This is a genomic window from Streptococcus mitis, from assembly GCF_965111735.1.
GTDB classification, from domain to species: Bacteria; Bacillota; Bacilli; order Lactobacillales; family Streptococcaceae; genus Streptococcus; species Streptococcus mitis_DR.
The window spans coordinates 2,164,904-2,186,823 of record NZ_OZ217346.1; the positions used below are offsets into that span (position 1 = coordinate 2,164,904).

18 protein-coding genes and 1 riboswitch are annotated in these 21,920 nt (G+C 40.6%); of the genes, 1 reads left to right on the forward strand and 17 read right to left on the reverse strand.

Features of this window, described 5'->3' with window-relative positions; all coding sequences use genetic code 11:
- Positions 1-49 precede the first annotated feature (49 nt).
- The gene (locus ACLV7W_RS10570; RefSeq protein ID WP_411865913.1) at positions 50-280 is read left to right on the forward strand and encodes a hypothetical protein; all 231 of its coding nucleotides are present in this window, start codon (positions 50-52) and stop codon (positions 278-280) included.
- A gap of 54 nt (positions 281-334) precedes the next feature.
- Here the strand turns inward: ACLV7W_RS10570 and ACLV7W_RS10575 are convergent, their stop codons facing one another.
- The 17 genes from ACLV7W_RS10575 to ACLV7W_RS10655 all read right to left on the reverse strand — a co-directional run bounded on the left by ACLV7W_RS10575 (position 335) and on the right by ACLV7W_RS10655 (position 21,872).
- Positions 335-1,591 carry an ISL3 family transposase gene (locus tag ACLV7W_RS10575; RefSeq protein WP_411865914.1) on the reverse strand — a complete coding sequence of 419 codons (1,257 nt, stop codon included), beginning with the start codon at positions 1,589-1,591 and terminating at the stop codon, positions 335-337.
- Between the two features lie 184 nt (positions 1,592-1,775).
- A complete protein-coding gene (locus ACLV7W_RS10580; RefSeq protein ID WP_153208933.1) occupies positions 1,776-2,549 on the reverse strand; it encodes an NUDIX domain-containing protein in 774 nt (257 codons plus the stop codon).
- Between the two features lies 1 nt (position 2,550).
- Positions 2,551-3,330, reverse strand: coding sequence for a nicotinamide riboside transporter PnuC (gene pnuC / locus ACLV7W_RS10585; protein ID WP_153208935.1), 780 nt, complete (start codon positions 3,328-3,330; stop codon positions 2,551-2,553).
- Between the two features lie 9 nt (positions 3,331-3,339).
- Positions 3,340-4,398: an AAA family ATPase gene (locus ACLV7W_RS10590; protein WP_153208937.1), complete on the reverse strand. Its 1,059-nt coding sequence runs from the start codon at positions 4,396-4,398 to the stop codon at positions 3,340-3,342.
- Positions 4,399-4,530: 132 nt separating this feature from the next.
- Positions 4,531-6,963 (reverse strand): ATP-dependent Clp protease ATP-binding subunit, encoded by a 2,433-nt coding sequence (locus ACLV7W_RS10595; RefSeq protein WP_411865915.1) that lies wholly within the window; start codon positions 6,961-6,963, stop codon positions 4,531-4,533.
- 1 nt (position 6,964) lies between these two features.
- A complete protein-coding gene (locus ACLV7W_RS10600) occupies positions 6,965-7,423 on the reverse strand; it encodes a CtsR family transcriptional regulator (RefSeq protein ID WP_261029080.1) in 459 nt (152 codons plus the stop codon).
- A gap of 118 nt (positions 7,424-7,541) precedes the next feature.
- Positions 7,542-8,270, reverse strand: a complete 729-nt coding sequence (locus ACLV7W_RS10605; RefSeq protein WP_023936794.1) for an ABC transporter ATP-binding protein — start codon at positions 8,268-8,270, stop codon at positions 7,542-7,544.
- Positions 8,270-9,277, reverse strand: coding sequence for an ABC transporter substrate-binding protein (locus tag ACLV7W_RS10610; RefSeq protein ID WP_049501969.1), 1,008 nt, complete (start codon positions 9,275-9,277; stop codon positions 8,270-8,272). Before ACLV7W_RS10610 ends, ACLV7W_RS10605 begins: the two co-directional genes overlap by 1 nt.
- A gap of 37 nt (positions 9,278-9,314) precedes the next feature.
- Entirely contained in the window at positions 9,315-10,073 is a 759-nt protein-coding gene (locus ACLV7W_RS10615) for an ABC transporter permease (protein WP_161970147.1), read from the reverse strand.
- Positions 10,036-10,326 carry a thiamine-binding protein gene (locus tag ACLV7W_RS10620; protein WP_004235758.1) on the reverse strand — a complete coding sequence of 97 codons (291 nt, stop codon included), beginning with the start codon at positions 10,324-10,326 and terminating at the stop codon, positions 10,036-10,038. The genes ACLV7W_RS10615 and ACLV7W_RS10620 overlap by 38 nt, the downstream gene beginning before the upstream one ends.
- A 68-nt stretch (positions 10,327-10,394) precedes the next feature.
- A riboswitch (TPP riboswitch) is annotated at positions 10,395-10,497 on the reverse strand.
- A gap of 102 nt (positions 10,498-10,599) precedes the next feature.
- Positions 10,600-13,233: a DNA polymerase I gene (gene polA, locus ACLV7W_RS10625; RefSeq protein ID WP_411865916.1), complete on the reverse strand. Its 2,634-nt coding sequence runs from the start codon at positions 13,231-13,233 to the stop codon at positions 10,600-10,602.
- A gap of 119 nt (positions 13,234-13,352) precedes the next feature.
- The gene (locus tag ACLV7W_RS10630) at positions 13,353-16,178 is read right to left on the reverse strand and encodes an SIALI-17 repeat-containing surface protein (protein ID WP_411865917.1); all 2,826 of its coding nucleotides are present in this window, start codon (positions 16,176-16,178) and stop codon (positions 13,353-13,355) included.
- A gap of 304 nt (positions 16,179-16,482) precedes the next feature.
- A complete protein-coding gene (gene cbpD / locus ACLV7W_RS10635; RefSeq protein ID WP_153208951.1) occupies positions 16,483-17,592 on the reverse strand; it encodes a choline binding-anchored murein hydrolase CbpD in 1,110 nt (369 codons plus the stop codon).
- Positions 17,593-17,785: 193 nt separating this feature from the next.
- Entirely contained in the window at positions 17,786-18,052 is a 267-nt protein-coding gene (locus ACLV7W_RS10640; RefSeq protein WP_001278169.1) for a Veg family protein, read from the reverse strand.
- A 1-nt stretch (position 18,053) separates the two neighbouring features.
- The gene (gene dnaB / locus ACLV7W_RS10645) at positions 18,054-19,406 is read right to left on the reverse strand and encodes a replicative DNA helicase (protein ID WP_000852485.1); all 1,353 of its coding nucleotides are present in this window, start codon (positions 19,404-19,406) and stop codon (positions 18,054-18,056) included.
- Between the two features lie 43 nt (positions 19,407-19,449).
- Positions 19,450-19,902: a 50S ribosomal protein L9 gene (gene rplI / locus ACLV7W_RS10650; protein WP_060627336.1), complete on the reverse strand. Its 453-nt coding sequence runs from the start codon at positions 19,900-19,902 to the stop codon at positions 19,450-19,452.
- Complete coding sequence (locus ACLV7W_RS10655; RefSeq protein ID WP_000715142.1) at positions 19,899-21,872, reverse strand: DHH family phosphoesterase; 1,974 nt, start codon at positions 21,870-21,872, stop codon at positions 19,899-19,901. Before ACLV7W_RS10655 ends, rplI begins: the two co-directional genes overlap by 4 nt.
- Positions 21,873-21,920: the final 48 nt, after the last annotated feature.

The window sequence follows — 21,920 nt, forward strand, 5'->3', positions numbered from 1 at the left end:
TGCAAAGGAATATAATAACATTGAAATAGAATATAGGAGGTGTAGGCTTATGTTAAGCAAATATTACAAGTATCTTCCTTGGTTGATTTTGGGAGCTATTGGCTCTTATCAATCAGCCACTTACTATGCGCGAACTGCATTTGATGTCTTCTATCTGACTACAATCTTTTTGATTGTTTATATCGCTTTGTTATTTTTGCATGAGAACTATCTCAAGTATCGATATAAAGACTTCTTTACTCACATGTTGAGCAATTCTAAGAAAGATAGCCACCCATAAAAGCAGTCACAACACAAAACGGCTCTTTGTCAACTGTAGTGGGTTGAAGAAAAGCTAAGCTCGAGAAAGGACAAATTTCGTCCTTTCTTTTTTGATGTTTAGAGCGATAAAAATCCTTTTTTTGAAGTTTTCAAAGTTTCGAAATCCAAAGGCATTGCGCTTGATAAGTTTGATGAGATTATTGGTCGCTTCTAATTTGGCGTTTGAATAGGGTAGTTGAAGGGCATTGACAATTTTCTCTTTGTCCTTTAGAAAGGTTTTAAAGACAGTCTGAAAAAGAGGATGAACCTGCTTTATATTGTCCTCAATCAGTCCGAAAAATTTGTCTGCCTCTTTGTTCTGAAAGTGAAAAAGCAGGAGCTGGTAGAGATGATAGTGGTGTTTCAAGTCTTCTGAATAGTTCAAAAGCTTGTCTAGAATCTCTTTATTGGTCAAGTGCATACGAAAAGTAGGACGATAAAAACGTTTATCGCTAAGTTTACGACTATCCTGTTGGATGAGTTTCCAGTAGCGTTTGATAGCCTTGTATTCATGAGATTTTCGTTCAAACTGATTCATGATTTGGACACGCACACGACTCATAGCACAGCTTAGATGTTGTACAATATGGAAACGATCTAGAACGATTTTAGCACACGGAAAAAGTTTTCTAGCCAAGTCATAGTAGGGACTAAACATATCCATAGTAATGATTTTCACTCGACATCGGACTGCCCTATCATATTTAAGAAAGTGATTTCGGATAATAGCTTGTGTTCTACCTTCAAGAACAGCGGTGATATTGAGCTTTTCAAAATCTTGCGCAATGAAACTCATCTTTCCCTTTGTAAAGATATACTCGTCCCAGGACATAATCTGTGGAAGGCGAGAAAAATCATGTTTAAAGTGAAAGTCATTGAGCTTGCGAATAACAGTTGAAGTTGAAATGGACAGCTGATGAGCAATATCGGTCAAAGAAGTCTTTTCAATCAGCTTTTGAGCAATTTTTTGATTAATGATACGAGGGATTTGATGATTTTTCTTTACTAGAGGAGTCTCAGTGACCGTCATTTTAGAGCACTGATAGCACTTAAAACGGCGTTTTTTAAGGAGAATTCTAGTAGGCATACCAGTTGTTTCGAGGTAAGGAATCTTAGACGGTTTTTGAAAGTCATATTTCTTCATTTGACTTCCACAATCAGGACAAGATGGGGCATCGTAGTCCAATTTAGCAATGATTTCCCTGAGTGTATCCCTATTGATGATATCTATAATTTGAATATTAGGGTCTTTAATGTCTAGTAATTTTGTGATAAAATGTAATTGTTCCATATGAATCTTTCTAATGAGTTGTTTTGTTGCTTTTCATTATAGATATTATGGAACTTTTTTTCTACAACAAAATAGGCTCCATAATATCCATAGGGGATTTACCCACTACAAATATTATAGAGCCCACAAAACCATCTCATGATGGTACATAAAGAGGTCGGGAACTTTGTCCCGACCTCGTTTTTTATTTCAATCGATAGGTTTTTCTTGGTTTCTTTTTAGGCACTCGTTTGAGTCCGACTTCTTCTACATATTCTCCGTATTTTACGAGAAAGTTATTGCTGACGATTGGACGACCTGGGTTGATAAGATTAACCAGTTCGGTTCCTTCATATACAGTGAACTCCTCCTCCAGCAGATAAAGGAAGGTCGGGTTCCAGTCGAGACGGCCTTGGATTCGTTTGGTGGATTCTTGGATAATGGCATAATGGTCAAAGGCGAAGGCTTGCTCGTCCAGCTCGACTCCCTCTAGGTAGCATTTGCCTGTCTGAAAGTCGACATCTACAAAAACCACATCCTTAGCATCGTCTCCTGCCTGAACCAGTTCTAATGCACGACTAGGCAGATACACCAAATGGGCAATGGTCACTGTCCAGCCCCGTGGGTCACGGCCGGGGGTCGATACGGTCAGCAATTGCTCGATTTTTTCCAAAGGAAGATCGAGATTAACTTCTTCACTTACTTCTCGCTGACAGGCATGCGCAGCATCTTCTCCCTTATCCATAAAACCTCCAACTAAGGCCAAACAGTTTTGATAAGGGTGAGCCTTGCGACGAATCAGCAAGAGCTTGATTTTTCCTTCGACAAAGCAGTAAGCCACCATATCCACTGTCACACTTGGCTTTTCATATTGTGGGAGCTCCTGTTTGTAGTACCAGTCTAAAAACTCCTCCTGACTGGCATGGATTTCATAATATTCTTTTTCCGTCATCCCTTCTGGAATCATCGTGTCCGTCATTTTAAGCCTCCTTACGAACTGCCTTGGTCCATTGGTACCAACCCACTAGACTATTGAGTGTGTAAACCCAGTACATCCCTTGAATATGGATATTTTCACCCCACCAAAGGTAGATACTAAAGAGGTTAGTTGCAATCCAGAAAATCCATTGCTCACGGTAGAGACGTGTCATCAAGAGCTGACCAACACCATTGGTCGCATCGGTAACACTATCACGGAAAGGGCGAGCACTATGGATACTTTGGTATGCCAAGCCCATACCAATCCAGATGATAGCAGTCAAGGCCAAGTACTTGAGCCAATCAAAAACAGATAATTTCTTGGCTTCAAAGTGAGATTCTTCTGCTTTTCCTTGGTCATTGATACGATTGGACAGCCAAGCATAGAGACCAATCGGCTGCATGACAAAGAAGTAAACGGTCGTCAAAACTTCGCCATAAAAAGTCGCATTCATAGCCAAAATCAAATAGATAGCAGAGTTAATGGCCCCAAAGAGATAATTGCTTGCACGCCCTTCTGCTACCAAGATAACACAGACAATCCCAGTCCAAGATGCAAACAAGCTCATCCAGTCATGACTTTCTATATTTTGCGTGAGTTCCAAGATCAAAGGAACACTTGACAGGACGATGAGATACAACCACTGGAAGAGGCTACGGCCGACAAAGAGATCTTTCCAGAGCAGGTTCATGATTCCTGCAAAACCAATCTTGCGGGCTTCTGCATGGACGTTTTTAAAGTTTTCGATAAATTGTGTGATATTTTCAGTTGGTTTTTTCATATTTTTCTCCTAATCTGCTTGGTAAATGGCATCAATAGCCACTTTTGCTGCTTCATAATTTCCTAGATAATCCTCAGCTAGATAAACTAGTGGAATGTTTGCTAAGTAGCGCTCCCTCATCTGATCCAAATGCTGGGAAAAACTATGACGAATATGGTCTTCTGCCATGGTCATATCTCTAAATCCGTCATTGACATAGGAACCGACAGGTTGCACAAAGAGAATCAAGTCCCATTTTTCCTTAGCCAAAATCGAGGCAAAGAGATTATCAAATGTTTCTCCCGATAAGTCCTCTTGATCCTCAGTCTCCATGTAATAATCATAGTAGCCCTTGGTTACTAAGGAGTTGGTATCTGCTATCACTAGGCCTCGATTGGCATTGCTATCGATTAACTTAGAGGTCTGGTCATACTGGCCCAACAGGAGATAATAGTAATCTTTTGGAGTCAATTCATCGTCGCGGACATTGTTTTTGATCTGGTACTCACGTGCGTATTCCAAACTAACTGGTGCATCGTAATACCTTGCCAAATCCTTGGCTAGAGTGGTCTTCCCATTGCTGGCACTTCCCATAATCAACACTTTCTTTGTAAACTGACGTCGGAAGGGTTGAGCAATATATTTCCAATATTTACTTGGATTTTCTCGAATCATAGTCGCTGAGATACCAAACTTTCTTTCTTGCAAGACAGTCTCAAAGCCACGATTTGATAATTCTTGCTGGTAGTCTGCTTCTCCCACAAAGAAAATTAGTTCTTGCTGGGTTTCATCATAGGAAATCTCCGCTAACATTTGGTCCAACCACTCCTGCCAGCCCATAGGGTAACGGGGAAGATTGGTTTCATCTAACTTGCAGACAGAGGTCAACTCGTCATCACCAAAGGCCTCTCGGATATAGCGGAATCTTTTTTGAAGCGTTAAGCCGACCTGATCCCCTCTATCTCCCTTATAGCCTGAAACGACAACCCAGACCTGGTCACACTGTCGCTTCGCTCGCTGAATCAGATCGATATGACCTTGATGAAGCGGAGCAAAGGTTCCAAATACCACTGCTGTTTTCTTTTTCATAAACGTATTACCTTTTTATATTTTTTGATATTTTTATTATAAACTATATTTTTGTTTTGTCAATAGTTTTTTATCATTTTTTATAAAAAGATTACGAAAAAAAGAATCAAGATTGCTCCTGATTCTCTATTTTTATGCAATATCAAATTTTAACTGGCCTGCTTTTACACCAATCTTAAGTGTACTGCCTGCCACTAAATCTCCCTTAAGAAGAAGTTCTGCCAACTTGTCTTCCACTTCTGTTTGCAGAGTTCTGCGAAGTGGACGAGCTCCCATCTCTGGGTCATATCCTTTATTTGCCAGCAATTTCAGTGCGGAAGCTTGTAATTTCAAGTCAATACCTTTTTCATCCAAACTTGCTACTAAAGGTTTAACCATAATCTTCACCACTTCCTGCATATGGTCGCTAGACAAGCTATGGAAGACCACCTTTTCATCAATACGGTTGATAAACTCAGGTCTATAAGCCTTTTTCAACTCTTCAAACATGCGTTTTTCCATATTTTCCTGGTCAAAACGAATATCCTTAGCCCCAAAACCAACTGTCTTATCATCACGAAGGGCTGTCGCACCAAGGTTTGACGTCATGATGATAATGGTATTTGAAAAATCAACCTTGCGTCCCTTGCTATCTGTCAAGACACCGTCATCCAAGACCTGCAAGAGGACATTAAAGATGTCTGGGTGGGCTTTTTCTACCTCGTCAAAGAGGAGAACGGAATAGGGTTTGTTGCGAACTTTCTCGGTCAACTCCCCACCTTCTTCATAACCCACATAACCCGGAGGAGCTCCATTGAGACGGCTGGCTGCGAATTTCTCCATATACTCACTCATATCAAAGCGGATAAGAGCAGATTCGTCATCAAAGAGGACTTCTGCCAGAGCCTTGGCCAATTCGGTCTTCCCGACACCTGTAGGCCCTAGGAACATAAAGGAACCAATCGGACGCTTGTGACTGCGAATTCCTGACTGATTACGGCGAATGGCACGACTAATACTTGAAACAGCTTGATCTTGACCGATGACACGTTTGTGTAGTTCAGCTTCAAGATTTAGATACTTCTTAGCATCAGTCTGAGTCAGTTTTTGGACTGGAATACCTGACAAGCGACTCAAGGTAGTCAAAATATCAGACTCTGTCACCAAGTCTTTATAGACAGGCACTTCCTCTTCTTTTGCGATTAGCTGAGCTGCCTGTTTCCACTTGCCATCCATCAAGGCCTTGTCAGCTGGACTCAAACCTGAATCGTCTGCTTTTACATTTTTAGTTTTATTTTGCACTGTTGCTGCCGCTTCATCTAAGAGATCAATAGCAGAGTCTGGCAAATGACGACTAGTCAAGTAACGATGAGCCATCTTGACGGCTGTTTCAACCGCTTCATCTGTGATTTGCACCCGGTGATGTTTCTCATAAGTCGCCTTCAAACCTTGCAAAATGGTCATGCTGTCTGCCACACTTGGTTCTTCAATCGTCACTTTAGCGAAACGACGAGAAAGGGCCGCATCTTTTTCGATGTGTTTTTGATATTCTTCCTGAGTGGTCGCACCAACCGTTCTCAAGGTTCCACGCGCCAAGGCTGGCTTCAAGATATTGGCCGCATCCAGAGTTGAATCAATCCCACTACCAGAACCCATGATAGTGTGAAGTTCATCGATAAAGAGGATAACTTGACCATCTTCTTCAATATCCTTGATGATATTGTTCATGCGTTCTTCAAAGTCACCACGGAAGCGTGTCCCTGCAACGACATTCATCAAATCAAGCTCTAACACGCGCATCTTAGCCATTTCCGCAGGCACATCCCCACTAGCAATACGCTGAGCAAGACCAAACGCCAGAGCTGTTTTCCCGACACCAGCATCCCCAACCAAAACAGGATTGTTCTTGGTCTTACGACTCAAGATTTGAATCATACGCGAGATTTCCTTGTCCCGACCGATGACTGGTTCTAACTTGCCAGAACGCGCTTGCTCTGTCAAATCATGCGTATAGTCCTCGAGACCTCCGCTCGGAGTCTGGGGCATACCCATCATATTAGCCATAGAATTTTGCTTGTCAGCTACTGTACGATGGCGTTGGCGTAGAGCCTTGAGGTCTTCACGAGTCCAGCCTGCACGTTCTTCTAGATTTCGACGTAGGGCAGCAATCTTAACCTGATCTTTCTTGTCTTCATAAGAAAAACCAGCCCTCTCCAAGATACGAGTCGCCAAGGCATTGCCATCATGCAAAATCGCATAAAGGACGTGCTCCGTCCCCAGCACCTTAGCATGAACCACTGACGCTACATACTCTGCTTCATCAAAAAGGACCTGCAAACGATGAGAAAACGGCAATTCCGTAAAGGTTTCATCCTGGCTATAGTCCGTTTCAGTCAGTTCCAAAGCCACCTCTTCTAAACGGTCCATCTCATACGGATAATCATTTAAAGTCGCCCCTGCCACACTATAACTGTGATTGGACATGGCAATCAACAAGTGCCAAGACTCTAGATAATGAGCTCCAAAATGGCTAGCCACCATGTAGGCACTTTCGATACATTCATTCAATGCTTTTGAATAGTTCATCTTACTTCCCTTTTCTATCTACTTCTTGTATGACCTGTCGTAGCATATTAGCACGAACAACTGGAGCTTCTTCTCCTAGAATGCGATCCAAAGCTACTGCTACCAGCAAATTCATCTCCTGCTTGGTCATCAATTCCTGCTCAACCAAAAGCTGTAGAATATCCTCATAAATTTCTTGACTGATCCGCTCACCAATTGAGTAAAGCAGCTCCTTGAGCATTTCATGATGACTAGAAAACTCAATCCGTCCTATACGAATATAGCCTCCGCCACCACGCTTACTTTCAACCAAGTAGCCCCTACTTTCCGTAAAGCGTGTCTTGATCACATAGTTAATCTGACTGGGAACAACCTGAAAAGTATCTGCCAACTGACTCCGTTGCAACTCCACAATTCCAGATTGATCTAAAATCGCCTTGATGTAGGCCTCAATATGATCCGATGTATTTTTAAATCTCATTACAAACCCACCTCTCTCTTTAAACCTTGACTATCTTTGACTATTATACCGAAATTTTCTCATTTTTAAAAGAAAAAGGGCGCTGGTAAAGGATAATCTTCACCAACTCCCTATTTTTCTACTTATCTAAGCCTAATTCTGCCAAGATTTGACGTTTGTAGGCAATTTTTTGAACTTCCTTGTCCTCATCTTCAGACCAATCTAGTTTAATTTCTGAAACAATCTGCCCAGGGCGATTTTTCAAGATATAGATACGGTCGCTGAGATTGAGGGCCTCCTCAATACTATGCGTGATAATCAGGGTCGTCAGCTGCAACTGCTTGTGAATCTCAAGGTACCAAGCGTGTAGTTCCATCTTGGTCATCTCATCCAAGGCGCTAAAAGCCTCATCCAAGAGAAAAAGCTTGTGCCCGAAAAGGTAGGTACGAAGCAAGGCTACACGCTGGCGCATCCCGCCACTAAGTTCATGAGGGTATTTATCTCTTACAGCTGTCAACTGGAAGGTCGCAAGAATTTCATCTGCGCGAGCAATAGCTTCTGCCTTATCCACCTTTTGAATCAAGAGGGGCAGAATGATATTACCAAGCACCGTCTTGTGTTCCAAGAGCAGATCCTTTTGCAACATATAACTCACGCGCCCCTTGGGATTCTCCTCCCCATCAAGGACAATTCTTCCTGACTGAACTTCTAAAATCCCCGCAATTAAGTTGAAAAGCGTAGTCTTACCAACACCACTTGGGCCTAGGATAGAAACCACTTCACCTGAAGTCACTTTCAGATTGATATCCTCTAAAATCCTCTCTTGACCATAGGCATAACTGACGTGTTCTAGTCTAATTTCTGTCATTATTTTACAAATTCGTTGGTGAAGCCTTTATCTGTCAAGTCTTCTTTAAGTATACCATTTTCTTTATCCCATTTGTAGAAGGCATTCCAGCGAGCTGCATCAAATTGACCCCATTTTTCCTTGTCGCTTGCGTATTCTTTTGACAAGTATTTTTGAGATTCGATGACAAAGTCACGTTTTTCCTTGAGTTCAGGCGCATTCTTGATGAGGATATCTGCAGCTTCTTCTGGATGCTCCATAGCATATTGGTAACCTTTTTTGATAGCTTGGATGACTTTACGTGCTTCTTCTTTGTTGTCTTTGAGGTAGTCGTTGTTGGCGATGATAACTGGTGAGTAGTAGTCAAATTCTTTAACGTAGTCTTTCAAGTACATAAAGTTAGCATCTACACCTTGAGATTTAGCCAGAATTCCATCCCATCCATAGTAGATCCAAGCAGTGTCAAAGACACCATTAGCAATCGGTGTGATAGAGTTTGAGTCGTTATTTGGTACTTTTTCCACCTTCTCAAAGTCCCCACCTTGTGATTCTACTAAGGTTTTCAACATAGCAAGTTCAGTTGGATCATTCCAAGTCCCGTATTTCTTACCAACCAAGTCTTTTGGACTAGCTACATTGTCAGATTTACGAGAAATGATTCCTGATGTATTGTGTTCTACAATAGCTGCAACGGCAGTAATTCCTGCTCCTTTTTCCAATTTTTTAGCCATATAGTCTTGGAAATAGACTGCAAATGGTGCCTTACCGTTAATAACCAAGTCAGAAGAACTTTCTTCTGGTGGCAATTTCAAATCAACATCCACTCCAGCTTCTTTGAAATAACCTTTTTCCTTAGCAACATAAAGCCCTGTGTGGTTGGTATTTGGTGTCCAGTCTAGAATAAAGTCAATCTTCTTGAGTTCTGCCTCTTTGTTGTCCTTAGAAGCAGTTCCTTGACCACAGGCTACAAGCACAACAGCTACAAGAGCTGTTACAAGCGTTAAAAACACTTTCCATGTTTTCTTCATTTTCTTTCCTCTTTTCTTTTTCCGAAACATTCTAATTCTACGAACGTTTCCATTTAATAACATATTTCTCGCTGACATCGACCAATTTCATACCAAGAAGGCTGATAATCGATACCAGAATAATAATAGCGAACATGGTATCATACTGAAACAATTTCTTGGACTGAATCATGTAGACACCTAGTCCTTCAAAGCCTCCCAACCACTCAGATACTACTGTTGTGATAAAAGCGTAGGAGACACTGACCCTCAGACCTGCATAAAAGTAAGGCAAACTGACTGGGATTTTAAAATGCCAAAGAATTTGCCAAGGTTTGGCTCGCATCAGACTAAACAAGGTCAGCATATCCTTGTCACAGTGCCTAAAACCGTCCAAGATGCTGACGATGATAGGAAAGGTTGTCGTCAAGATAATCAAGACAATCTTGGGCAAAATCCCATAACCTAGCCACAAAACCAGAATAGGAGCTATGGCAATGGTCGGAATGGTCTGAACGACCACCATCATAGGGTAAATCAGGTCATTGAGCCAAGTTAAACTGTCCATAAGCACAGCCATGAGACAGGCAATCAAGACTCCCAAAACCAGCCCCAGTAAAGCCACTCTCAAGGTCGCCCAGCTATGGTGCCAGAGAAATTCTCTGTCACGAACAAAGGCCTGGAGAATTTCAAGAGGTGTCGGCAGGATAAACTTGGGGAGAAGTTTAAGAAAACCTGCTAACTGCCAGATTGACAAGACTCCCAGAAAGCCTAATAGACTAATGTGTCGTCTCAGTATACTTTTCAAGTTTCTCATCAATACTTAAAATCTCTCCTACATTTATTTTGACATTGGCAAAGACATTATCTGCCTCCTGCCCTGCTACTTCCAGCGCTTCTTTGAGAATGCGCATGAGCTCATCAAACTCCCCTTCCAAGACCGTTTCAAATGGTGTCACCACCATGGTTACTTCTTGAGCTTGTAGATAAGCAATGACCTGATCAATAACAGCTATCCGATCAATCCCCTGTGATAGGGGTAAAACTTGCAAGGCAATGCTTGCTTTCATAACAACCTCCACTTCTCGTTTTCCTTTGATAAAAAGAAAAACCTTTGCCATATATGGAAAAGGTCAAGATTAGACTAAGTATCGTTCCCTACGCTGGCATTACCCAGATCAGGTGCGGTCGAAGCTTAACGCTTCCTCTCAGACTGTACACAGACTCCCATATATTATATGGACATATGATAGCGCAAAACCAAAAAAATGTCAAGGAAACTGCTTACAGAAAAACATGAAAAAGAGTTTGAAAACAAGTGCTTCAAACTCTACATAACTTTTTTATTTAGCCTCGTACCAGGTTGCCCCTTCATTTTCGTCTGCGATGAGGGGAACACTAAGTTGAATGGCTTCTTCCATGGTTTGTTTGACCAATTTTTTCATCTCTGCCAATTCAGATTTAGGAACTTCAAGTACGATTTCATCGTGCACTTGTAACAGCATCTTAGTCTGATAACTACCTGCAACCAAGGCTTTATCCAGCTGAATCATGGCAATCTTGAGAATATCTGCCGCCGACCCCTGAATAGGAGAATTGATGGCTGTCCGCTCCGCAAAACCACGAATGTTGAAGTTGCGCGAATTGATATCTGGCAACTCACGACGACGCTTGAAGAGGGTCTCCACATAGCCCTTATCACGCGCCTCACGCACCACTTCATCCATGTAGTTTTTAATACCTGGGAAGCGTTCAAAGTAGGTATCAATATAGGCTTTGGCTTCCTTACGGCTAATGCCCAGATTATTAGACAAACCAAAGTCTGAAATCCCGTAAACCACTCCAAAGTTGACAGCCTTGGCATTGCGACGGTCGTTTGCAGTCACATTCTCAGGACGCTCAATGCCAAAGACCCGCATGGCTGTCGAAGTATGAATGTCAGCACCCTCTTGGAAGGCCTTTATCAAGTGTTCATCTTTAGAGATATGCGCCAAAACACGCAATTCAATCTGTGAGTAGTCCGAACTAAGCAGTACACTATCCTCCCACTCAGGCACAAAAGCCTTACGAATGAGACGGCCTTGTTCCAAGCGAACAGGGATATTTTGCAAGTTTGGATCCACACTAGACAGACGCCCAGTCTGGGTCAAATCCTGCACATAGCGAGTATGAATCTTACCATCAGCCAAAATCCAGTCCTGCAAGCCAATCACATAGGTAGACTGAATCTTAGCAATCTGACGGTAGTCGAGAATTTTCTTAACAATTGGCGCAATAGGAGCCAAGCGTTCCAAGACATCCACCGCAGTCGAGTATCCAGTCTTAGTTTTCTTAGTGTACTCTAGAGGAAGTCCCAATTTTTCAAAGAGAAGCACTCCCAACTGCTTAGGCGAATTGATATTAAACTCCTCACCAGCCAGTTCGTAAATCTCCTGAGTGAGTTTTTCAATGACAAGCTCATTTTCAGCCTGCATCTCAAGCAAGGTCTCTTTCTTGACCGTAATCCCAGCAATTTCCATCTTGGCAAGGACAAAAGCCAGAGGTTGCTCCATATCATAAAGAAGCTCTAATTGACCATTTTCACTGAGTTTTTCAAGTAAAACAGGCTCTGTTTCGACTAAAACAGCAATCTTACGAGCCAAATGTTCCAAGAATTTCTCGCGTTCAGGAACGGCTTTTTTGACACCCTTACCATAGAAAGTCTCATCATCGACTAAATAAGTCTGACCATAAAGACTAGCGATAGTCGCAATTTCATTGTCCTCCACAGTCGAAAGGAGGTATTTAGCCAAACGGCTGTCAAAAGCAGGCGGCTGCAAATCCACACCAAAACGATTCACGAGAACTTTAGCTTTCTTAAAGTCATAAACTCTCAGAGGTGTTTTTTCTAAAAAGTCCTTGAAAATCGGCTCTTGCAACAGCTCAAGCTTGTCTGTTGCATAGAGCTTTTCCCCACAAGACCAGGCAAAACCAACCAAATCGTCTGTATGGTAATTCTCACCAAAAAGCTCAAAATGGAAGATAGACTCTTCACTCAGCATATCTTGACTAATTTGGTCAACAATAGTAAAGTCCAAACTTTCAGTCACATCGCCTGAAGACACATTTAAAGCCTGCTTAAGCTGTTTGAAGCCCATCTCATCGTAGAACTTCCCGAGATTTTCAACATCTGGACCGCTATAGACCAACTCCTCCAAACCAATCTCAATCGGTGCCTTGGTATCAATGGTCGCCAGTGTTTTAGACAAAAAGGCCTGTTCCTTATCATTGATGAGATTTTCCTTCATCTTAGAAGCCTTCATCACATCGATATTCTCATAAATCCCCTCGAGTGAACCATGCTCCAGCAAGAGCTTGATACCAGTCTTTTCACCAATTTTGGTTACTCCAGGGATATTATCCGACTTATCACCCATGAGCGCCTTGAGATCGATAAACTGAGTCGGTGTAATGCCCATCTTTTCCATGAGATATTCTGGCGTAAAGGCCTCAAACTCAGCCACACCTTTCTTGGAAAGTTCAACCACCGTATGCTCATCCGTCAGCTGAATCAAGTCCTTGTCCCCACTAACAATGGTAATATCAAAACCATCCTGCTCAGCTAGTTTATCCAGCGTCCCAATGATGTCATCCGCCTCATACTGAGCCAACTCATAGTGGCGAATCCCCATATGATCCAGCAACTCACGAATGAAGGGAAATTGCTCACGAAACTCATCAGGAGTCTTAGCCCGACCACCCTTATAGTCCGCATACATCTCTGTCCGGAAGGTCGTCTTCCCCGCATCAAAAGCCACCAAAATATGACTAGGCTCAATCCTCTCCAACAAATGGCTCAACATCAACTGAAAACCATAAATCGCATTGGTATGCAAGCCAGCCGCATTCTTAAAACGGTCCAACTGCTGATAGAGCGCAAAAAACGCCCGAAAAGCAACGGAAGACCCATCAATCAATAATAATTTTTTCTTATCCATACACCCATTATAAAGGAAAGCACCAAAAAATACCATTGGGAAGAGTTCCCTGAGAGAAACTAAGATAATATTAAAAAGAGAAGGAAGTTATTCCCTCTCTTTCAATATACTAAAATAAATTAGTTCTTACGTTTCACAAATGGAATAGCACCAAGGAACAATCCAAGGAATCCTAATGATGCAACTGCAACATTATCTTTGCCACCAGTATTTGGAAGTTCTTTTTTATCTTCTACTTTTGCTGCTGGTGCTTGATAAGTATTATCCTTGTTAGTACCTGCTGTTGTAAGAGTATATTGTGGAACTTCGTTAATTGCTGCTTCTACACTATTAACGCCTCCTGTATATTCTGGAACTTCGTTAATTGCTGCTTCTACACTATTAACGCCTCCTGTATATTCTGGAACTTCGTTAATTGCTGCTTCTGCACTATTAACGCCTCCTGTATATTCTGGAACTTCGTTAATTGCTGCTTCTGCACTATTAACGCCTCCTGTATATTCTGGAACTTCGTTAATTGCTGCTTCTACACTATTAACACCTCCTGTATATTCTGGAACTTCGTTAATTGCTGCTTCTACACTATTAACGCCTCCTGTATATTCTGGAGCATCGGCTACAGTAGGAGGTGTTGCATCATTTACCCCACCAGTGAAATCAGATTCATTATCTCCAGAAGGAGAATCACTAGGATTCACACCACCATTAAATCCTGGAGCGTTAGGAACAGTTGGTACTTCGTCAGGTTGTTTAGCATCATCAGAAGGTGCATCACTAGGACTTACACCACCACTAAAGTCTTTCGATTCTTCACCCTTAGGAACTTCTTTTAAGTTTTCGATGTAACCTAAAGTTGCGTTGTAATTCTCAGTTAGTTTGGCAATTGCATCGTCATCCTCTTGAACTGCTTCGTTCACTTCGTAGAAATTAGCCTTAGCTTCATCAGCTACTGCTTTAGCAGAAGCAACTGAAACTTCTAGTTTAGTTACAGCATCTTGCAATCCATCTTGGATAGCTTGATCCGCATTGTTTTTCTTAGCAGTTTCAAGAGCAGTTTTAGCTTTTTCTAAAGTTTCTTTTTGTTTCTCTAATGTAGCATTTTTCTCTTCTACTACCTTAGCTTTTTCAGCAGCGTCAGCCTTATCTTCCTCAGCTTCTTTCGTTAATTTTTCAATTTTTTCAGCTAAATCATCAGCAATGTCTGTAAGTTTTTTGACAATTGGTTTAGAAGCTTCTTTTTTAGCAGCTTCTTCAATTTTTTTAGTTTCGTCAGCAGTTAATTCTTTAGTTTTATAAGCTTCAGGAGCTTTATCTTTTGTGTTGGCATCGTTGAGGAATTCATCTATAGCTTGAGTAGCTGTAAGAACTCCATCTTCAATCGCTTTTAATAAAGCTTCTTTACCGATTTCAGCTTTTGCTTCTTCGATAGCTTTCGCTTTATCTTCTGGCTTGATGCTAGCATCCTTGTTGACTTTATCTTCAGCTTTTTTTTCAAGTTGCTCTAAAGCACCTTTCAAAGCTTCTAAGTTATCTGCTTCTTCTTTTTTAGCGTCTTCTTCTTTTTTAACTTCTTCTTCAACTTTAGCTTTTGCTTTAGCTGCTTCTTCTTTAGCCTTAGCTAATTCAGCTTCTGCATCAGCTTTAGCTTTGTCTGCTTCTGCTTTTGCAGTCTCAGCAGCAGTTACATCAACAGCTTCTTTTTTAGCTTTAGCTGTAGCTTCTTCTACTTTTTTAGCTTCTTCAGCAACTTTCTTCTCTAATTCAGCAACTTTAGCATCAGCCTCTGCTTTAGCTTTAGCAGCTTTTTCAGCTTCGGTTGGTTCAGCTTCTTCCTCTGGAGTTTCTTCAGCTGGTTTAGCTGGTTCTGCAGCTTCTTTTGCTTCTGCTTTTTTTACTTCTTCAAGAAGATTAGCACGTTTTTCAGTTAAATCTTGAATTTCAGCTGTAGCATCTTGAACTTTTTCATCAGCTTCGTCAAATTCAGATTTGGCAGTATCGCGTTCTTTTTCAATCGCAGTTACAGCTTTTTCTAGTGGTGCTGTGATATCTTCACCAAATCCGTTTTCTTTAGCGGATTTAAGAGCTTCTTTTGCTTCTTTTAAAGTATCTTCCTGTTTTTTTAGTGTTTCAGCTTTCTTTTCAGCATCAGCTTTTAATTGCTCAGCATCATCCGTTAAGTTTTCAATTGTTTCAGTTAAATCATCAGCTTTATCTTGCAATTTTTCTGATTCAGGACGAGCAGCATCCGCTGCTTCACCTTCTTCAATTCCCGCTTGCACCTCTTCAGGAAGCTTGTCCTTAGATACAGGAGTTTCTGTTTTAATTGTTGGATTAGTATCTTGTGCTTTTTCAGCATCATCTGCTAACTCAGCAAGAATATCAGAAGCATTTAATTCACCAGACTCAACAGCCTTTAATAATTCTTCTTTTGCTTTTTTGTCAAGCAATTCATTATCAGGAATTTGTTTCAAAGCTTCAGTTAAAGCTTCTTTAGCTTCGGCTTCTTCTTTTGCAGCAGCTTCTTCTTTTGCGACTTCTTCTTTTGCTTTAGAGTCAGCTTTAGCAGATTCTTCTTTTGCTTTAGCTAATTCATCGTCAGCTGTTTTCTTAGCTTCTTCAGCTTTAGTTTTTGCAGCATCAGCCTCAGCAGATTCTTTTTTCTCTGTTTCAAGTTTAGTAGCTGCATCAGTTGCTGTAGTAGTTGTTCTATCTACTTTAGATTGAGCTTCATCAACTTTAGCGTTAGCTTCTTTTTCAGCTTCCTTGGCTTTTTCAACCTCAGTTTTTGGTGTTTCAGCCGCAGGTGTAGGCTTTGTTTCTCCAGTAGGTTGAGCAGCTGTAGGTTTGTCATCAGCTTTCACAACTGACGGTTGAGATGCAACAAATGTAGCACCTAAAACAGCTACACTAGCCAAACTGGTTAAAATCATTTTCTTTTTGTTCATCTTGTGTACCTCTTTTTGAGAATCATATTTATGTACATTATAAACCTTTTTTTGAGTGAAATCAAGAGATATGTTATATTATATATACTTTATTATTAATATGTTGTATTTCAAGGCTATAAAAAACTTCAAGAAAGTAACGCATGTTTTACTAGCTTTCTTTTTTCTTTCTTTTCATCACTTTCATTTTCTATAGTAAATTATAGTTTCGAATCCAATTCAGATATCTTAACTCTTCATAAAAACTCTAGTTTAAACAAAAAAACAGGAGATTTCTCTCCTGTTCAGATTCAATTACTTAAAATTAAACCCACTCACCGTTATGATTTACAGTATAACCGTCCACTATAGTATTAACAGCTAGCTCACCTGAAGAGTAAGAATAATACCATTTACCAGAGACTTGGTACCAACCTGTTTTCATTGCACCTGAACTATCCAAATAATACCACAGACCATTTTCCTTTAACCATCCTGTCTGCATTTCACCAGATGATTTCAAATAATACCAGCTAGAACCATCTTTCAGCCAGCCTGTTGATTTAGACCCATTTGATTTGAAATGATACCAACTACCATTTATTTTCTTCCAACCAATAGTCAATCCATTATTTGAGCTATAATTAGAGCTATTTCCTGATTGATTCTGTGAAGAAGTCACTCCCTCTAGCTGGATATAGCGACGACTTCCGTTATAAGCCGTATAACTCAACCACTTGTATCCATCTTTTTCGAGAATTTGATCATAATGAACATTCTCCCCAGGATAATAGTAATCAATCACAGTTGCGCTAGATAGTGGCTGATTTTTGATAGCAGACTTAGTCTTAAAATAATGTGTTCCCCCTGTTGAAGCTGAGGATTGACTATTCCCAACACTGCCACCAGCTAAATCTTTAAAATGAATAAAACCAGTCATAGTATTCGCCTTCACGGTGCGCTTGTTGTAAGATTCTCTTATTCCATAGTTGTATTCTTCAATCTCAATCTCATCTCCTATTACATTTGATACCCAGGCAACATGACCATAAGTTCCTGCAGTAGACCAAGCAATAGATCCAATAGCTGGTCTATTATCTACACGATACCCTTCACGACGAGCACGATAGCCCCATTCATTCGCATTCCCATAAGCAGCCGGAATCTCAAAACCATTGACATTACTCAAACGAAAGGCTGCAAAAGAAGTACACTGACGAGAATACATCCGCCACTTATCAATCTCCTGACTGCCATTTTTATAATAAGCAGGATAATCATCCCCACGCGCAATCGATCCATTTCCTCCAGAATAGGCATATGCACTATCACCCGCTGCTAGCATCAATCCTACTACTAAAAAGGGAACAACTTTTTTAGCTGATTTTCTAAAAGAAAACCCTGTCTCTGTTACTTTGAATGGTAAAACTTTCATTCTTCCTCCTTGAAAATAATATAGTACTCAATGAAAATTAAAGATCAAACTAGGAAGCTAGGCGCAGGCTATACTTGAGTATGGCAAGGCGAAGCTGACGTGGTTTGAATTTGATTTTCGAAGAGTATAAATCGAAGATTGCCTTCACTTAAATTATTCGGAGAAAAAAGAAAAAGTGAGAAAATTTCTCACTTTAGTCAAGATAATGAATCAAATTCTTTTCTGTAAGGATATCTGAGTAAGTAAAGGATTCAACGTAAACATTAGCTTGTTTATCTCCTTCAACGTTTCCAAATTCAACGATAAATAGGGATGGATAAACCTCAATTAGCTTACCCAATCTATTTTTTTGGCGCTTACGACCATTCTCCAAAGTCATTTCTACGACTTGACCCTCATGTGCCTTGATTTCTTCTTTGATTTTTTTCATCTTGGCTACATCTGTAAATGCATCTGACATCTTATGCCTCCCTCTTTGAGATACTTGAAAATTTATTGTATTCTTTTTGGAAAATTAATTCCACCGTTCCACGAGCTCCACTACGGTTTTTCTCGATAATAACTTCTACCTTATTATTCGGTATGCCTTCCTCTTCTTCACCACCACGCTCATAGTAGTCGTCGCGATAAAGAAAGGCTACGATATCAGCGTCCTGCTCAATAGACCCAGATTCACGAATATCAGACAAGACCGGTCTCTTATCCTGACGTTGTTCTACACCACGAGAAAGCTGACTTAGAGCGATTACTGGAACCTTCAGTTCCTTAGCTAAAATTTTCAACTGACGTGAAATTTCTGAAACCTCTTGTTGACGATTTTCTCGCCCAGTTCCCGTGATAAGCTGCAAATAGTCTATCAAAATCAATCCAAGATTTCCAGTTTCTTGAGCCAGTTTACGAGAACGAGAACGAATCTCTGTAATTCGAATTCCTGGCGTATCATCGATATAGATACTTGCATTAGCTAGATTCCCTTGAGCAATGGTATATTTTTGCCACTCCTCATCAGTCAATTGACCTGTACGGATAGAATGTGACTCCACCAAGCCTTCTGCAGCTAACATACGGTCCACTAGACTTTCCGCACCCATTTCGAGTGAAAAAATAGCAACCGTTTTGTCCAACTTAGTCCCAATATTCTGAGCAATATTCAAGGCAAAGGCTGTCTTACCAACCGCCGGACGAGCTGCTAAGATAATCAACTCCTCCTCATGAAGACCAGTCGTCATATGATCCAAGTCACGATAGCCTGTCGCAATACCTGTAATATCGGTCGTTTGTTGCGAGCGAGCTTCCAGATTTCCAAAGTTGATATTCAACACATCTCGAATGTTCTTAAATCCACTTCGATTAGCATTTTCGCTGACATCAATCAGGCCTTTTTCTGCCTGAGCAATGATTTCATCAGCTGGTTGCGAAGCCTCGTAAGCTTGATTAACAGACTCTGTCAACTTGGAGATTAATCGACGTAGAATGGCCTTCTCTGCAACAATCTTAGCATAATACTCCGCATTAGCAGAAGTTGGCACAGAATTGACAATCTCAACCAGGTAAGACAAGCCACCAATATTCTGCAAATCGCCTTGATTATCAAGAATGGTACGAACCGTTGTTGCATCTATAGCATCGCCACGATCGGATAAATCGACCATAGCTTGGAAAATCAAACGATGGGCATACTTAAAAAAGTCCCGAGACTCAATATATTCTCGCACAAAAACAAGCTTACTCTCGTCAATAAAGATAGCCCCTAAAACGGATTGCTCAGCTAAGATATCTTGAGGTTGTACTCGTAACTCTTCTACTTCTGCCATCAGACTTCCCTTCCTTTTACAATCTTGTCAAGAAAGTGTAAATTTACCCTTCTTTCACACGAAGATTGATCACACTTGTGATATCTTGATAGATTTTCACTGGCACATCAATCAAACCAACTGCTCGAATCGGAGCTTGTACTTGGATATGACGTTTATCAATCTTAATTCCAAATTGCTTTTGCAATTCTTCTGCAATTTTCTTATTGGTAATGGAACCAAAGGTACGACCATCTGGACCAACTTTTTCAACAAATTCTACAATAGTTTCCTCTGCTTCTAGTTGAGCTTTAATTGCTTTTGCTTCTGCAATCATCTCAGCATGAGCTTTTTCTTCAGATTTTTGTTTACCACGAAGTTCACCTACAGCTTGAGCAGTCGCTTCTTTGGCTAGACTCTTTTTGATAAGAAAGTTTTGCGCATACCCTGTTGGTACTTCCTTAATTTCGCCTTTTTTACCTTTTCCTTTAACATCTGCTAAAAAGATTACTTTCATTCTTCTTTCTCCTTTTCCTTTATTTCATTTAATACAATTTCTGTCAGTTTTTCCCCTGCTTCTGACAAGGTTGAATCCTTAATTTGAGCTGCTGCCAAATTAAAGTGGCCTCCACCTCCCAGCTCTTCCATAATCCGTTGTACATTCAGCTTACTACGACTGCGAGCTGAGATAGAGATAAATCCTTGTGTATTCTTCGCAAGAACAAAACTCGCTTCAATACCTGACATAGCTAACATGGCATCTGCTGCCTTACTAATAACAACTGTATCATAGCATTTCGAGTCCTTAGCCTCTGCTATTAGTACATCTGAACCTAATTTACGCCCCTGTAAAATCAGTTCATTGACCTCACGATATTCTTCAAAATCTGTCGCAGCAATTTCTTGGATAGCAATACTATCACTTCCTCTCGTTCTGAGATAGCTAGCAACATCAAATGTCCGACTAGTCACTCGTGAGGTGAAATTTTTAGTATCCAACATCATACCAGCCATCAAGACACTTGCTTGCATACGACTCAAACGATTTTTCTTAGAATTCTGGAACTGAATCAATTCCGTTACCAACTCACTGGCACTACTTGCACCACTTTCGATATAAGTAATAACCGCATTATCTGGAAAATCCTGATCCCGTCTGTGGTGGTCGATGACGATGGTTTGGGTAAATAAATCATAAAAAGCTTTTGATAAAGTTAAGGCTGTCTTTGAATGGTCTACAAGAATCAACAAAGAACGATTGGTCACCATCCCCATTGCATCCTTAACAGACAACAACTTCGTAACTCCTTCTTTTTCTAAGAATGAAACAGCTCGTTCAATATCCGGAGACATCTGATTTTCATCATAAAGAGCATAACTATTTTCTGTCACATTACTAGCAAATAACTGCATACCTACAGCAGAACCCAAAGCATCCATATCAAGATTTTTGTGACCAACTACAAAAACCTGATCTACACTTCTAATTTTATCTGAAATAGCTGTCATCATAGCGCGCGTACGTGTCCTTGTACGCTTGATTGACGCCGCAGATCCACCACCAAAATAAACGGGATTTTTCGTTTCGTCATTCTCCTTGACAACCACCTGGTCGCCACCACGTACTTCAGCCAAGTTTAAGTTGAGCAATGCAACTTTCCCTATCTCATCATGATTTCCATCACCATAAGAAAAGCCCATACTTAAGGTCAATGGCAACTGTCTCTGTTTCGACTCTTCTCTGAAAGAATCAATAACAGAAAATTTATCGTTCATCAATCCCTCAAGCACCGTGTAGTCCGTAAATAGATAAAAGCGATCCATACTTACTCGACGGGAGAACATGGCATGTTTACCAGCAAATTCTGAAACAAAATTGGCTACAAAACTATTGATATGACTGATATCAGACTCCGATGTTTCATCTTCTAAATCATCATAGTTGTCAACGGAAACGACCCCAATCACAGGTCGACTCGTTACTAACTCAACAGTCGCTTCGTATTCTCCAGACACATCAAAGAAGTAAAGAACTCCAGACACCTTGTCCATATGAACCGAATAGCGGGTCTCACCCAAGGTAGCATAAGAACCTGGATTTCCTACCGATGCCTTGATAATTGTTTGAATTAATGCAACATCAATCTCGCCCACTTCATTAGTCAAAATCAATTCAGCATAAGGATTAAACCATTCAACTTCACCTGACGACAAGTCTAATTTAATAACTCCGACAGGCATCTGTTCTAACAAGGTTGTCAAACTTTCTTCAGCTTGGTGGTTTACATACTGGATTTGTTCTACTTCACTCTTTGAGTAGTAGTCTCTCTGATGGATGAATAATAAACTATATGAACCCAAAATAAGTAGCAAAAGAAATAGCGTTACCAGTGTATTCGTTACAAAAACAAGTTGCACAGATAGCACTCCGAACGCCACTATTCCTAATATTAAGGGGAAAATAGGACTTACATAAAATTTTTTCATTCCAAACCTCTTGGCACCCATTATACCATAATAACCACCAAAAAGCGA

Coding starts and splice junctions, on each gene's coding strand:
- rplI (WP_060627336.1), bottom strand. CDS start 19,902: ATGAAAGTAATCTTTTTAGCAGATGTTAAAGGAAAAGGTAAAAAAGGC.
- ACLV7W_RS10610 (WP_049501969.1), bottom strand. CDS start 9,277: ATGAAGAAAACATGGAAAGTGTTTTTAACGCTTGTAACAGCTCTTGTA.
- ACLV7W_RS10640 (WP_001278169.1), bottom strand. CDS start 18,052: ATGTCAGATGCATTTACAGATGTAGCCAAGATGAAAAAAATCAAAGAA.
- ACLV7W_RS10620 (WP_004235758.1), bottom strand. CDS start 10,326: ATGAAAGCAAGCATTGCCTTGCAAGTTTTACCCCTATCACAGGGGATT.
- ACLV7W_RS10615 (WP_161970147.1), bottom strand. CDS start 10,073: ATGAGAAACTTGAAAAGTATACTGAGACGACACATTAGTCTATTAGGC.
- dnaB (WP_000852485.1), bottom strand. CDS start 19,406: ATGGCAGAAGTAGAAGAGTTACGAGTACAACCTCAAGATATCTTAGCT.
- ACLV7W_RS10595 (WP_411865915.1), bottom strand. CDS start 6,963: ATGAACTATTCAAAAGCATTGAATGAATGTATCGAAAGTGCCTACATG.
- ACLV7W_RS10605 (WP_023936794.1), bottom strand. CDS start 8,270: ATGACAGAAATTAGACTAGAACACGTCAGTTATGCCTATGGTCAAGAG.
- ACLV7W_RS10575 (WP_411865914.1), bottom strand. CDS start 1,591: ATGGAACAATTACATTTTATCACAAAATTACTAGACATTAAAGACCCT.
- ACLV7W_RS10570 (WP_411865913.1), top strand. CDS start 50: ATGTTAAGCAAATATTACAAGTATCTTCCTTGGTTGATTTTGGGAGCT.
- cbpD (WP_153208951.1), bottom strand. CDS start 17,592: ATGAAAGTTTTACCATTCAAAGTAACAGAGACAGGGTTTTCTTTTAGA.
- ACLV7W_RS10630 (WP_411865917.1), bottom strand. CDS start 16,178: ATGAACAAAAAGAAAATGATTTTAACCAGTTTGGCTAGTGTAGCTGTT.
- ACLV7W_RS10655 (WP_000715142.1), bottom strand. CDS start 21,872: ATGAAAAAATTTTATGTAAGTCCTATTTTCCCCTTAATATTAGGAATA.
- ACLV7W_RS10600 (WP_261029080.1), bottom strand. CDS start 7,423: ATGAGATTTAAAAATACATCGGATCATATTGAGGCCTACATCAAGGCG.
- ACLV7W_RS10590 (WP_153208937.1), bottom strand. CDS start 4,398: ATGAAAAAGAAAACAGCAGTGGTATTTGGAACCTTTGCTCCGCTTCAT.
- ACLV7W_RS10580 (WP_153208933.1), bottom strand. CDS start 2,549: ATGACGGACACGATGATTCCAGAAGGGATGACGGAAAAAGAATATTAT.
- polA (WP_411865916.1), bottom strand. CDS start 13,233: ATGGATAAGAAAAAATTATTATTGATTGATGGGTCTTCCGTTGCTTTT.
- pnuC (WP_153208935.1), bottom strand. CDS start 3,330: ATGAAAAAACCAACTGAAAATATCACACAATTTATCGAAAACTTTAAA.